The organism is Marinobacter salsuginis, assembly GCF_009617755.1.
GTDB lineage: Bacteria > Pseudomonadota > Gammaproteobacteria > Pseudomonadales > Oleiphilaceae > Marinobacter > Marinobacter salsuginis.
Window position 1 is genome coordinate 2,217,726 of the sequence record NZ_BGZH01000001.1, and the last position, 13,331, is coordinate 2,231,056.

Genomic DNA, 13,331 nt, shown 5'->3' on the forward strand with positions numbered 1-13,331 from the left:
CGACCAAACAAAAAAAGCCGGAGCATCTATTCCCAGAAGGGAAATCGATGGTCCGGCGCCAATGCCAACAACAATGATCTGATGGTCCGGCCTGATCCTTGGCCGGGACGTTCGTCCTTGCTTCTTGCAAAGCGATCTTCGTGCCAGTTCTTGGAAACCTTTAAAATCAGTTGGTTAGATTTTTACGGGTTTGCTCCGGGCACTGTGATAAGGCGAAAGCTGCCCTGCGAAGGGGCGGATTGCACGGTTTTGGGCCAGATGCGGTGGCGCGGTAATTGCTGAGCAGGGGGTATGAGGCTGGTTACAAGGACAACCGGCCTGAACTCGATTGTCGTAATTGAGGCTGTCTGCCTCCGGAGTCTGTCATGAACACCAAGCGCGCCCCTGCCCCTAATTCGCCCTCGGCAGGTGATTACCTGATTGCCTCGAAAAGCTGCGAGTTGATGAATCTCCAGTACTTCCTGCAGATGGGCAAACTGGTGCAGTGCATCAGCAATCTGGTACATGCACTGCAGTGCGAGCGGGGTGCCTCTAACGTGTTTCTTGGTTCTTCCGGCGAAAAATTTGCCCAGGAGCGGAAACACCTGGTCGCGACGTCGGATCGGCTACGCTCGGAGTTCGAGCAGGCCCTTGCCGAGATTCACGAGGAGCTGACGGCGCATCCAGTCAGTAGTCGCCTACTTAACCAGCTTGCGAGTGCCCTTCACGGCCTTGAGGGGCTGCCGGAACTTCGGCGGTGTGTGGTTGCCCGGAAAGTCACGGCGGCCTCTGCCACCGAGGATTACAGCACCCTGATCCACAACCTGATTGCGGTGGTATTTGAGGCTGCGGATACCGCCGTTGACCCCACCATAGCCGGGCTTCTGGTAGCCATGGTACATCTGATGAACGGCAAAGAGTTTTGTGGGCAGGAGCGGGCTGTCGGTTCGGCGGGGTTTTCCAGTGGCCGGTTTGATCGTGCACTGTCAGAGCGCATGGCGCACCTGATTGAGGCGCAAGAGCGCTGTTTTGAGGTGTTTAACAGCTTTGCCGATGACGGTTCCCTGGATCTGTGGGAAAAACTGCGCGAAAACCCTCGTGAGGCGGAGATTGAAAGGCTTCGTCAGCGAGGCACTGCCATAGGTCGTTATAAAGATCTGGATCCGGCACTGGCCGATGAATGGTTCAGGCTCATGTCTGAGCGGATGGATGAGCTCAAAACGATAGAGGATTCCGTAGAGGGCTGTTTTCACGCCCGCTGCACCGAGCGTTTTGCCGACGCCAGAAACTCGCTGGCCCACCAGGAAACCCTGGTTGCCTCCCTGGGCGCCCAGGAACCGTCGTCCCAACCCATGTTGGTGCTGTGCGATTCCGGAAACGACCAACAGGCCGGCGAATCCTGGGCCAGCGATGGTATCGGCCAGCAGTTTGGCCGTTCCATCTTCGACCTGGTTCAGGAGCAGACCCGGCGACTCCAACAGATGACCGATGAGCTGCAAAGTGCCAGAGAAGCGCTGGAAGACCGCAAAACCCAGGAAAAAGCGGTGCTGCTGCTGATGGAGCATCGCAGGATCAGCAACGACGAAGCTCACCGGGTATTGCGAAAACTCGCCATGGACCAGGGCCGGAAATTGCCCGAGGTAGCCCGGGCCTTGGTATCCATGGCTGACGTGCTGAAGTGATGGAACAGTCCTAGGCTCTGGCAGCGCGGGCCTTCGGTTGTTTGTCGTCGGAGGCTTCCGGCCTTTCCGGACGGCGTGAAGAGATGTGTTCCAGCTTGCGCTGTTTCTCGTAAAGGAAACGCAGTACCTCCTGCCGGTAATGAACGTACTCCGGGTTGTCCGCCAGAGTCACCCGGTTGCGCGGCCGGGGCAGATCAATGTAGAGATCCTCGCCCACGGTAGCCTCGGGCCCGTTGGTCATCATGATAATCCGGTCTGACAGCAATACCGCCTCGTCCACGTCGTGGGTGATCATGATGACGGTGTTGTTCAACTCCTGCTGAATCTCCATCAGTGAGTCCTGCAGGTGGGCCCGCGTCAGAGCATCCAGCGCGCCGAACGGCTCGTCCATCAACAGAACACTGGGTTTCATGGCCAGGGCTCTGGCAATGCCCACCCGCTGGGCCATGCCACCGGATACCTCACCCGGTCGCTTGTCTGCCGCGTGGGCCATGTTCACCAGTTCCAGATTGTGATGAATCCAGTCACGCCGCTCCTGCTTGCCCATGGTTTTCCGAAACACCTGCTGCACTGCCAGCTCAACGTTCTCGTACACCGTCAGCCAGGGCATCAGCGCATGGTTCTGAAACACCACTGCCCGTTCCGGCCCGGGCGAATTCACTTCATGGCCATCCAGTACACAGCCGCCCTTGGTGGCCTGAAGCAGTCCGGCGACAATGTTCAGCACCGTGGATTTACCACAACCGGAGTGGCCAATCAGGGATACGAATTCGCCTTTCCGGATTTTCAGATTGATGTTATCCAGGGCGATAAATGCCCCCTTGGGTGTATCGAACGCCATTTCGACGCCGGTCAGCTCCAAATGTGTTTTGCTCATGTCACTCTCCTATCCAGATATTTATTCGTTCCACGCAACCTTGCGTTGAATCAGGAGCATCACCCGGTCCAGCACAAACCCGATAAAACCGATGGCCAGGACCGCCACCATAATCCGACTCAGGGACTGGCTGCTGCCGTTCTGGAATTCATCCCAGACGAACTTGCCCAACCCGGGACTCTGGGCCAGCATCTCGGCCGCGATCAGCACCATCCAGGCGATGCCAAGTGATACACGCAGACCGGTGAAAATCATCGGTACTGAAGACGGCAACACCACCTTGCGGACATGGGTCCAAAAGGACAGTCGCAGAACTCGGGACACGTTCAGCAGGTCCGGATTGACCGCAGCCACACCAACGCTGGTATTGATCAGCGTGGGCCACAGGCTGCACAGGGTGACCGTGATCATGGAGGTCAGGAAGGACTTCTCGAACATCGGGTCATCGCTCACATAGGTCGCCGAGACCACCATGGTCACCAGTGGCAGCCAGGCCAGCGGCGAAACCGGTTTGAACACCTGGATCAGCGGGTTGACCGCCGCCTGGAAGTGGCGGTTCAGCCCCACCACGATGCCCAGGGGCACTGCGATGGCAGTGGCCACGATGAATCCGGCCAAAACCGTGATCAGGCTGGTTATGATCTGATCGGGGAAAGTTGGTGCGCCCGGGTAGCTTCGGATCCTGACCTCAGCCTCTGGATTGTCTGCCAGAATGCGGGCGTTCCGCTCTTCCTGCATGGCAATGAACTTGTCGGCCCGTTCGCGCTGGTTGGCGTGCTCCTGCCAGAGCTGTCCCGCTTGTTCCCAGACCTGTCCGGGGCCCGGAAAACTTCCCAGGGAGGTATCCACCTGTGGTGCGGCCATGTGCCAGAAACCGATAAACACCAGGATCCCTATCAATGGCAGCAGCATCTGGCGCCCTTTAGTGGCGAGCTGAGCGGGTGTCAGCGATGCACCGATGGACTTGAGTCTCTGGCCCAGCCAGCGCGGCGGCTGGGGTGTGTTTCTGGCCGAAGTGATCGTAGTCATGGTTAAAATCTCCTTGCTAACCCGCTTACGGGGTTTGCGAACCTTTCAGGCCGATGTCGAAACTGTCGATATAGGCGTTTGGTGTCCGGGGGGTGAAGGCGACACCGTCAATCAGCTCGCCCTGGTGCGGGCGCTGGAAGTTTTCGGTCTCGAAATCCGGGAAGTCCGATGCCTCCAAGGTGCCGTCTGCAATGAGTGAACGGGCCGCCTGCTCGTAGATGTCCGCCCGGTAAACCCGGGCTGCGGTTTCCATATACCAGTCGTCTGGCTTGGCCTCGGGTATCTGGCCCCAACGGCGCATCTGGGTGAGGTACCAGATGGCATCGGACGGATAGGGGTAGGTGGCGTGATACCGGAAGAAGACATTGAAGTCCGGAACCTCGCGAATGTCGCCTTTTTCATACTCGAAGGTGCCGGTCATGGAGTTGGCGATCACCGCCTCATCGGCACCCACGTAGCTGGGCCGGGCCAGGATTTTTACGGCCTCTTCCCGGTTGGCATTGTTGTTCTCATCGAGCCAATGTGCGGCCCGAATCATGGCGCGCAAAAGTCGCAGGTGGGTGTTGGGATAGTCTTCGGCCCACTGCCGGGTAACCCCAAAGACCTTTTCCGGGTTATTCGGCCAGATTTCGTAATCGGTGATCACCGGCACGCCGATGCCCATGAAAACCGCTTGCTGGTTCCAGGGCTCACCCACGCAGTAGCCCTGGATGGTGCCCGCCTCCATGGTGGCGGGCATCTGCGGCGGCGGAGTTACGGACAGATGCACGTCGGCTTCCAGGGTGCCGCTGGTGTCGCCTCGTTGGGGCGCGTAGTAGCCGGGATTCAGGCCACCGGCCGCCAGCCAGTAGCGAAGCTCGTAATTATGGGTGGACACGGGAAACACCATGCCCATCCGGAACCGTTCGCCCCGATCCCGGGCTGCTTCCACGACCGGCCGCAGCGCGCTGGCGCTAATGGGATGTTTGGGCCTGCCGTCGGCATTGTCGGGGATGTGCTGGCTCATGGTGTCCCAGACATCGTTTGAAACCGTAATGCCATTGCCGTTCAGGTCCATGCTGAAGGCCGTGATGATATCGGCCCGGGTGCCGTAGCCGATGGAGGCGCCAAGAGGCTGGCCAGCGAGCATATGGGCGCCATCCAGTTCTCCGGTGATGACCCGGTCCAGCAGCACCTTCCAGTTCGCCTGCGCTTCAAGTTCCACGAAAAGGCCTTCGTCCATAAAGAAGCCCTGTTCCCAGGCAATTGCCAGGGGCGCCATATCGGTCAGTTTGATAAAACCGAGCTTGAGGTCCGGCTTCTCGGCTGGACCAATCTCCGCCTGAGTCACCGTGCTGACGGTCCAGAAAGTGGCTGTTAGCAGAATTCGAGTCAGCCAGCGGGTGGTTTGTCGTGTAACTGTGGACATGGATATACCTCATTCTGTGTGGCCCAAACGCAAGAACGCCTGCCCTCCGTTGCCGGAAAGCAGGCGCCTGTGCCTGGGGATCAGTTTTCTGTTGAGTCGTAACGCGCGTCTCTGGTTCAGGTCTTGCACGGGGCGTGCCAGATCGGAGTAGCACCTTAAATCAGTGAGTTAGAGGGGCGTTTTCACTGAGCGGCGGGAATGGGCTGTGGTTACAAGTCTGGTTTTAGTGCGTGGGAGAGCGGTTTTGCACCACTTTGATACCGGAGTTGTTGGTTGACCGGGAGCCTCTGTTACGTTGATGAGGGGGATGGAATCGTTGAGAGCCGCCTTATCCGGTATCTGACATCCGCTACCTTCCCCCGTGATCCGAATGGCCCTTTTATTGCAGTCGTAAATAAGACTGTTCACGACAACGTAATTCCATTGGCAAAGAAGCCCGCCCCAGATGCGCTTTAAAGGCATCCGGATTGGCGGGCTTTTTTTATGAAACACGAGGAGATCCTGTGACCGGTATCAACCAGAGACCGGCGACGGTTAAAACCACCTGTCCATATTGTGGCGTGGGTTGTGGAGTGAATGCGGCGCCGTCTGCAACGCGTGGGGACGAGACTCATCCGGCGAACCTGGGCCGCCTGTGCGTGAAGGGCTCCGCATTGCACGAAACCCTGACCCCGGATCGACGACTATTGAGGCCCGTTGTTCATGGTCAAGAAAGGACCTGGCCGGAGGCCGTCGCGGAAGTGGCCCGGCAGATTCGTGAATCCGTGGCTCTTCATGGGCCCGGTTCAGTGGCCTTCTATCTTTCCGGTCAGTTATTGACGGAGGACTATTACGTGGCCAACAAACTGTCCAAGGGGTTTATCCGAACGCCAAACGTGGATACCAATTCCCGCCTGTGTATGTCGTCTGCCGTTGCTGCTCATAAAAGGGCCTTTGGCGGGGATCTGGTTCCTGGCTGTTATGAAGACCTGGAGCTGGCCGACCTGTTGGTGCTGGCGGGCAGCAATGCCGCCTGGGCGCATCCGGTGCTTTATCAACGAATGCAGGCTTCCAAGCGACCCGGCCGCCGGGTCGTGGTGATTGATCCGCGCAAGACAGCGACCAGTGACCTGGCGGATCTCCACCTTGCTCTCCGTCCTGGGACAGATACCGTGCTGTTCAATGGTCTGCTGGTCTGGCTGGCGGATCACCACGCTCTCGATCAAGGTTACCTCGCGCACCACTGCGAGGGATTTGACGCCAGCCTCAGCGCTGCCAGATCTGCGGCCCCCTCGCCCGATGCGGTGTCCAGGGTCTGTGAACTGCCGGTCGAAGATGTCATCACCTTCTACCGATGGTTCGCAGAAGAGCAGCGCACGGTGACGGCGTTCTCCCAGGGCATCAACCAGTCTTCAGCCGGCACGGATAAAGGCAACGCCATTATCAATTGCCATCTGGCTACAGGCCGGGTGGGCAAACCAGGCGCCAGCCCCTTTTCCCTGACCGGCCAACCCAATGCCATGGGAGGCCGGGAAGTTGGCGGGCTGGCCAATACCCTTGCCGCCCATATGGACTACGACAGTCCGGGTGCACGGGACCGCGTGGCCCGGTTCTGGGAGACGCAGGCGGTCGCGGATGGGCCGGGCATGAAAGCCGTCGACTTGTTCGATGCGGTTGAGCGGGGTGACATCAAGGTGTTGTGGATCATGGCCACCAACCCTGCGGTCAGTTTGCCCGAGACCCATCGTATCCGGCGGGCCCTGGACCTGTGCCCCACTGTCATTGTGTCTGACTGCGTCAGGAATACGGACACCGCCAGCCATGCAGATATCCTGTTGCCGGCGGCTGGTTGGGGTGAGAAAGACGGCACGGTTACCAACTCCGAACGCTGCATTTCCCGTCAACGGCGCTTTCTGCCGTTGCCCGGAGAGGCCCGGCCGGACTGGTGGATCGTCAGTGCGGTGGCCCGCGCCCTGGGACACCAGGCAGGGTTTGACTATGAGCGTCCTGCGGACATTTTCCGGGAACATGCCCGGTTGTCGGGGTTCGAGAACGACGGTCAACGTTTTTTCAATATATCCGGGTTGGCGGATCTGACCGACGAACAATACGAGGCCATGGAGCCTGTGCAGTGGCCGGTTACCGGGCCAACCTCCGATTCCAGGCGACTGTTCACTGACGGTCGGTTTGCTACCGCCACCGGTCGAGCCCGCCTGATCCCGATTGCCTCTCGATTACCGGCCGGAAATCCAGGTGAAGCGTTTCCGTTGATCGTGAATACGGGCCGTATCCGGGACCAGTGGCACACCATGACCCGGACAGCCCGGTCCAGCCGGTTGCTGGCCCACCGCCCCGAACCGTTCATTGAAGTACATCCCGAGGATATTCGGGCGCTTTCCCTCACGCCCGGGGCATTGGCGACACTGAACAGTGCCCATGGGCACTTTGTCGGCCGGGTCCGCAGTGCGCCGGAGCAGCGACGTGGCGAGGTGTTTGTACCAATCCACTGGAACGATCAGTTTACCGGGCAGGGTCTGGCTACAGCGCTTACTGACAGCCTGGTGGACCCGATATCCGGGCAACCGGAGGCCAAGCACGGTCGTGCCACCCTTACCCACTGGCCTGCCCGCTGGCATGGACGTTTGCTGGTGCGACGGGATCGTCCGAAACGCTGGAAGGCAGACTACTGGGCCAAACAGGTCCTGCCCGATTGCGATAGCTGGTTCGTTGCCGGGCAGTGCAGCATGGATTGGGAAAGTGCTGTGCCGGACTGGCTCGGCGGCCAGCCGCAGCTGGTGATGGAGGATGTCCGCGAAGGCCGCTTCCGGGCCGCGCGCTTGCGCAATGGCCAGTTGGAGGCTGTGCTCATGGTGGATCGTGACCCGGACGCTCTGCCATCGGTGGACTGGCTGGTCAGCTGCTTTAGCCAGCCAGAGCTTGACGAGGCGAGTAGGCGTGGCCTGCTGGCGGCAAAGGCCGTGGATGGGGATGATGCAGGCAACCTGGTTTGCAGCTGTTTCCAGGTCGGGGACCGACAGATTCAGCGGGCAATCGGGCGGGGAGCCAACAGCGTTGATGCTCTGGGGCGGGAGCTTCAGTGTGGCACCAACTGCGGTTCCTGTGTGCCAGAGATCCGGAGCCTCCTCGATTCGGCTACCGAGGCGGTGTAAGCGGGCTCAACATCTGCACGGGGACCCTGTAACGAACTCCTTTTGAGTGCCCGATACCGTCCACGGTACAGGTCTTGCGATTGACCCGGATAATCTGCCCGTGCAGTTCCCGCCGGCCGGTACCGAATCGTACGGTATCTCCCACCTGCCAGTGGGCCATCTGTTGCCTTGTGTCCACAGGTTCGAACGGCGTATCCGGTAGCGTCAGGCCCTGTTCCCTTGCCCTTTCTGCCAGGGCCTTACGGGTAGTTTGCGCAGCCCCGCTCTCGTGCAGCTCATCAAGAATGGTGTAGAAATGGCGGTTGTGCACCGATCCCCGATACCGCTGACCGGCACTTTGCTGCAGGAGATGCGCAAACTCATGGCAGCAGGTGTGCGCCAGCAGATTCAGGGTGCTCAGTTCCCCACCAAAGTACCCACGTTTCCGGATCTCCCGACCCGACAGCCAGCCGCTGGCCGTCTCCGGCTGGTGCTTGGCGGCAATCATTCGGGCACCGTAGGTGATCACATGCTGTCGATCGCGAGAATCGTAACGGTGGTAGGTGGCTTGGCCTGACCCAACCCGGCAATGCAGGACGCTGCCCGGATTGCGTTCCCGGACCCAGTGCTCCGCCGGTTGCCAGAGCCAGTCCCGGGTGACGGAGCACATGAGCTCACCAAGGCTGATGGCGGTCTGGGTTGGTAGGGGCGTTTTCTGCAAACTCGGGTACCTGGCTACTTCACGGATGCTTATGAACAGACAAGCTTAACGTTCGAATTTGCGGTTTGCTATGGTCTAGCTCGGCAATATTATGCGGTGGCACTGATTATCGACCTTGGGAAAGGTCAAGCTAAGCCGATACTTGAATGACATATGCCATTCAGACAAACTGTCACCATATATAAATAAGTGGTGACGATTTGTCTGGCTCCGACTCCGCCCGATCTTCGAGGTCAGAACTCCAAAGCCTGTTCCGACAGCATGGCGGCCAGCTCCGCCTGAGCGAGGCGCTGGCTCGCGGCTATAGTCGTTACCAGTTCTATCTGCTCCGGGACGAGGGTCTGATTGAGCCCGTCAGCCGTGGCCTCTACCGGCTGGCGGATCTGCCCCAGATCGAAAATCCGGACCTGATGGCCGCCGCCACCCGTTTCTCCCATTCTGTACTTTGCCTGATTTCCGCGCTGGACTGGCACGGCATCACCACCCAGATTCCTCACCAGATACATCTGGCTGTGGAACGGGATGCCCGCCTGCCGGTGCTGGACTATCCGCCGGTGGCAGGATACCGGTTCTCCGGGCGGGCTTTCAGTGCAGGCATTGACCGTGTGGACGTGGATGGCATCGTCCTCAACGTCTACAACCCTGAGAAAACCCTGGCGGACTGTTTCAAGTTCCGCAATCGCATCGGCATAGATGTTGTGCTGGAGGCCCTGGAGCTTTATCGCACCTGTAAAACCTTCCTACCGGGTAGACTAATGGAATACGCCAGAATCTGCCGGGTCGCCAATGTGATGGCGCCCTATCTGGAAGCCAAACGAGAGATGCCGGCCAAGGTCTTGTAGTAGTCTCTTGTCGATTGAGTAAAAAAGGAATATTTTATACTCATGGACGTGTTTGAATTTGACGGAACCAAAAGCCAGGCCAACCTGGACAAGCACGGTATTGATTTCGTGGATGCCCAGCAGCTGTGGAAAGACCCGTATTTGCTGGAAGTAAAGGCAAAGTGCGTGGATGAGCCCCGATATCTGCTAATTGGCAAGATTGGGGACAAGCACTGGTCGGCCGTTGTGACTTACCGGGCGGGGCGTACTCGCCTGATTTCGGTCAGGCGTTCCCGCAAGAAAGAGGTTGAGCTTTATGAAAGCTAAAGATTTTGACAAGAAGTTTGATGAGGGCCAGGAAGATATTGTCGGGGATCTTGATCTGTCTTCTGCAAGGCGGGTGAATCAGGAACAAAAGCGAATCAATGTTGATTTTCCGGCCTGGGTCGTGGAGTCTCTGGACCGTGAGGCAGCACGTATTGGCGTTACCCGCCAATCGATTATCAAGGTCTGGCTGGTGGAGCGTTTACAGGCTGAGGCGGCTAATAAGCCGCTCAATTAAGACAATGCCAGTGGTGTTAACTAGCGGCAAATATTATTGGTGCCTCTCGTGAACCGTCAGTGTGGATAAAACTTCGTAGAAAACGTCATCATCGGTGCTAATCGTAATCCATGATGACGGGGGCTCGACGTGGCGATAAACGCAGTGGTGTAGCCGTTTACAGTTGCAGAGAACCCATAGACTCCTTCGCCCAAATTCAGTTCCGTCACGTCACCAGAGGATTTTTGTGCTTCCTTATAACCCTGTCTGACCTCCTCTACTGCCGTTGAAAAGTCGGCGTTGGTTTCCATCGTCGCTACGGAGCCCACTAATTCCGAGCCGCGCCAAATCTGCGTTTCAGAAGGTTGGATATCGACAGTATCAAATTGTCCGCTATTGAACTCGAACGCAATACCGTTCGAAATGCGGAACTCGATGGCTTGTTGATAAAGAGAAGCACAACCCGAGATCAGGCTGATCCAAAAAATCCCGCAAGCGATGAGCGCTTTCTTTGACTCGATGCCAAAGCAGTTCATAGGGCCGTCCCTGCTCTTCGTTCCTTGAAGCTCCAAAGCTGGTGCTCCGAGGACCCTCTGGTCTCCGGAGCACCTATTCCGTTCACTGCGAATACACTTACGCCTCGATTGGCGAACGCCAGTCATCAGCACCGGAAGTGCCGGCAACCGCGTGCTCCCAGGTTACCTTGCGGTAGGACAGGGAAACAGTCACCAGCTGGGTGAAGTCGGCGTTGCCGGCATCCTGGCAGTGGGGCATGTTGCAGTTGATGTCGATGATGGTGGCATCTTCGAGGATGGTGGAGAAGAAGTGCTCCTGCTTGCCCTCAACGGAAGTGCGGTACCACTTCAGCTCGACCTTGGGCAGCATCTCGCCGGAGGCCAGGGCGTTATACATCAGCGGGGTGGCCTTGTTCAGGGCGGAGGTGAACTTGAACGGCTTGTGCACGCGCTGGCCGGATGGCTGACCTGACTGGGGATCGGTCGGAACGGTAACAACGTGGCTGAATTCCTGCACCAGCACTTCGTCTTCGTGGCCTTCCACGTAGATGTTACCGACAGAATCGGACGTGAATGCGCCGGCGGTGATGTTGCCCTGGGTCTGGCCTTCGATGCTGATATAACAAGGAGTTGGCATAGTCTGCTCCATGACTTGTGAATGAATAGTGTCCCCGGGTGTTCCCTGGACGCGGACTTTCATTACAAAGCCTGTGCCAGAAGAGGAAATAGTTTTTAAAACAGTGGGTTATCTTTTTTCTCGGAGATGTCCCCGGCGGGCCAGGCAACCGCGCGCCCGAACGCCGGGCGAAGGATTGCTGGTGGGGCAAAAACTTGCTCGGGCAATACCCGCTTCAGCCCAGGCCGAGGGCTGCCAGCAACGCCAGGAGCAATAACGCGGATACACCCTGCCAGAAGGCCACGGGATTGCGCTCCATTAACGGCGGCCGATGACGCTTGTGCCAGTCGACGGATGGGTGTCGCAGGTTGTACAGGTATTCCGAGAGCGCCGGGTAACGTCTGTGGGCCTGAGGGTGAACCGCTTTTTCAATTGTATCGTCGACCCAGGCGGGAAGATTCTCACGTAAGTGTCTCGCGGGCCGGTAGTTCAGCCCGCGAAGCTGGTTCCGGCTATGGATTTTCGGTACTTCCGCGCCATAGGGAAGCTGGCCGGTGAGCAACTGGTAGGTAATCACGCCCAGGGAGAACTGGTCTGATAGCCAGCTGCCGGGCTCGCCGAGAAAGGTCTCAGGGGCACTGTAAAGGGCGGCCCCCCGAGGAACCGCCTGTTCGCCGATCTCAGAGTCCTCAAGGCCGGCGACCCGGGTGGCACCGAAATCAATCAGCGTGACAGTGCCATGGGGATCCACCAGCACGTTTTCCGGCTTCAGGTCCTGGTGCACCATTTCAAGCCGGTGGAATGCCCTCAAGCCTTTACCAATCTGCTCAACGAGATCACGCACGGTATCAAGTGTCGGAGCCGGGTTGTCCAGCATCCATTGCCGCAAGGTACAGCCTTCCACGAACTCTGTGGCCTGGTAGAGAAAGCTGGGTCGTTGGCTGGACTGGAACGGTCTTGCGACATGAGCGCTGCTGATTCGCCTGGCAATCCACTGCTCGGTGGAAAACTGTTCCAGGTAGACCGGATCGTGTCTCTGTTCCAGTGAGGGCATCTTCAGCACCACCCGGGTATCGGTTTCCTCATCCACCGCCAGGTAGACATGGCTGCGGCTGCTGGCGTGAATCTGTCTCAGAATCCGGTAACCGTCCAGATGTTGGCCCGGCTGAAGTTCCGGCGCAAAGGGCAGCTGGGCCAGCTGGTGAAACAGCTCGCTGCTTTCCGGAACCGCGGGAACCGAGTTCACCCGGATGATCTGGGCGGTCAGGTTGTCATCACTGCCCCGTTCGAGGGCCTGGGCTGCCAACCGGCGGGCGGCAGCGTCCAGATCATCGCCAGATTCCCGGATGATACCGGCCATGGTTCGCTCATCCAGGTGCTCATGGATGCCGTCGGTCGCCAGCAAAAAGGTATCGCCGGGCTGGATCGGCAGGCTTCGATAATCGATATCCAGTTGATGGCCAATGCCCATGGCCCGGGTCAGGCAGCTCTCTTCCGGGGAGAGCCAGAGCCGGTGATCGGTGCTGAGCTGTTCAAGTTGGTCGTGGTGAACCCGGTAGATGCGGGTGTCGCCGATATGAAACAGATGTGCGGTGGCGGACCTGAGCACCATCACGCTCAGGGTACAGACATAGCCTCGGTCGCGGTCATAGCGGTATTGGCTTTGCCGGGTCTGGGCATGAAGCCAGGCATTGGTTGCGAGCAGCACCCGTTGGGCGGACTGTTTCACCGACCAGCTTTCCGGAGTGGAAAAGTAGTCGCTGAGGAAACCCGCGACGGCGGACTCGCTGGCAATCTGGCTGACATTGCTGGAGCTGATGCCGTCGGCGATGGCAACGGCGATGCCTTTGGTGATCAGCTGGTGGCCCTTTGGCACCAGTAAACCGTGGAAGTCCTGGTTGACTGGTTTGACGCCAGCGTCGGAGTACTGGCCGGCGGAAACGGAAAGGGAGCTGGTCATTGGGAAACGGCATTTCCTCGATCAAGGAAAACGCAACTCCGGCGGGTGCGGCAG

The 13,331-nt window shown here is 58.6% G+C and carries 12 protein-coding genes; 5 read left to right on the forward strand and 7 right to left on the reverse strand.

What is annotated here, in order from left to right; genetic code table 11:
- Positions 1 to 365 precede the first annotated feature (365 nt).
- Positions 366 to 1,661, forward strand: a complete 1,296-nt coding sequence (locus tag GJU83_RS10050; RefSeq protein ID WP_153634227.1) for a nitrate- and nitrite sensing domain-containing protein — start codon at positions 366 to 368, stop codon at positions 1,659 to 1,661.
- A 10-nt stretch (positions 1,662 to 1,671) separates the two neighbouring features.
- On the opposite strand, the gene GJU83_RS10055 is transcribed toward GJU83_RS10050, so the two are convergent.
- From GJU83_RS10055 to GJU83_RS10065, 3 genes are read right to left on the reverse strand one after another with little or no spacing between them, the layout of a single operon-like run.
- A complete protein-coding gene (locus GJU83_RS10055) occupies positions 1,672 to 2,538 on the reverse strand; it encodes an ABC transporter ATP-binding protein (RefSeq protein ID WP_153634228.1) in 867 nt (288 codons plus the stop codon).
- Positions 2,539 to 2,559: 21 nt separating this feature from the next.
- Positions 2,560 to 3,567, reverse strand: coding sequence for an ABC transporter permease (locus GJU83_RS10060; RefSeq protein ID WP_153634229.1), 1,008 nt, complete (start codon positions 3,565 to 3,567; stop codon positions 2,560 to 2,562).
- A gap of 25 nt (positions 3,568 to 3,592) precedes the next feature.
- Positions 3,593 to 4,975, reverse strand: a complete 1,383-nt coding sequence (locus GJU83_RS10065) for a CmpA/NrtA family ABC transporter substrate-binding protein (protein ID WP_153634230.1) — start codon at positions 4,973 to 4,975, stop codon at positions 3,593 to 3,595.
- Between the two features lie 503 nt (positions 4,976 to 5,478).
- On the opposite strand from GJU83_RS10065, the gene GJU83_RS10070 reads away from it, so the two are divergent.
- On the forward strand, positions 5,479 to 8,124 hold the full coding sequence (locus tag GJU83_RS10070) for a nitrate reductase (protein ID WP_228715168.1): 2,646 nt from the start codon (positions 5,479 to 5,481) through the stop codon (positions 8,122 to 8,124).
- Here GJU83_RS10070 and GJU83_RS10075 read toward each other — a convergent pair.
- Entirely contained in the window at positions 8,108 to 8,773 is a 666-nt protein-coding gene (locus GJU83_RS10075; protein ID WP_153634437.1) for a hypothetical protein, read from the reverse strand. The genes GJU83_RS10070 and GJU83_RS10075 overlap by 17 nt on opposite strands.
- 251 nt (positions 8,774 to 9,024) lie before the next feature.
- Between GJU83_RS10075 and GJU83_RS10080 the strand changes: the two genes are divergently transcribed.
- The 3 genes from GJU83_RS10080 to brnA are packed head-to-tail and all read left to right on the forward strand — an operon-like array spanning position 9,025 to position 10,207.
- Positions 9,025 to 9,666 (forward strand): type IV toxin-antitoxin system AbiEi family antitoxin domain-containing protein, encoded by a 642-nt coding sequence (locus tag GJU83_RS10080; RefSeq protein ID WP_228715169.1) that lies wholly within the window; start codon positions 9,025 to 9,027, stop codon positions 9,664 to 9,666.
- Positions 9,667 to 9,708: 42 nt separating this feature from the next.
- On the forward strand, positions 9,709 to 9,972 hold the full coding sequence (locus GJU83_RS10085; protein WP_069182562.1) for a BrnT family toxin: 264 nt from the start codon (positions 9,709 to 9,711) through the stop codon (positions 9,970 to 9,972).
- The gene (brnA, locus tag GJU83_RS10090) at positions 9,962 to 10,207 is read left to right on the forward strand and encodes a type II toxin-antitoxin system BrnA family antitoxin (protein ID WP_136630415.1); all 246 of its coding nucleotides are present in this window, start codon (positions 9,962 to 9,964) and stop codon (positions 10,205 to 10,207) included. Before GJU83_RS10085 ends, brnA begins: the two co-directional genes overlap by 11 nt.
- A 56-nt stretch (positions 10,208 to 10,263) precedes the next feature.
- Here brnA and GJU83_RS10095 read toward each other — a convergent pair whose 3' ends face one another.
- The 3 genes from GJU83_RS10095 to GJU83_RS10105 all read right to left on the reverse strand — a co-directional run bounded on the left by GJU83_RS10095 (position 10,264) and on the right by GJU83_RS10105 (position 13,277).
- Positions 10,264 to 10,722: a hypothetical protein gene (locus GJU83_RS10095; protein WP_228715170.1), complete on the reverse strand. Its 459-nt coding sequence runs from the start codon at positions 10,720 to 10,722 to the stop codon at positions 10,264 to 10,266.
- A gap of 97 nt (positions 10,723 to 10,819) precedes the next feature.
- Positions 10,820 to 11,338 carry an Hcp family type VI secretion system effector gene (locus tag GJU83_RS10100; protein WP_008176957.1) on the reverse strand — a complete coding sequence of 173 codons (519 nt, stop codon included), beginning with the start codon at positions 11,336 to 11,338 and terminating at the stop codon, positions 10,820 to 10,822.
- A gap of 214 nt (positions 11,339 to 11,552) precedes the next feature.
- Positions 11,553 to 13,277, reverse strand: a complete 1,725-nt coding sequence (locus GJU83_RS10105; protein ID WP_153634231.1) for a bifunctional protein-serine/threonine kinase/phosphatase — start codon at positions 13,275 to 13,277, stop codon at positions 11,553 to 11,555.
- Between the last annotated feature and the right edge of the window lie 54 nt (positions 13,278 to 13,331).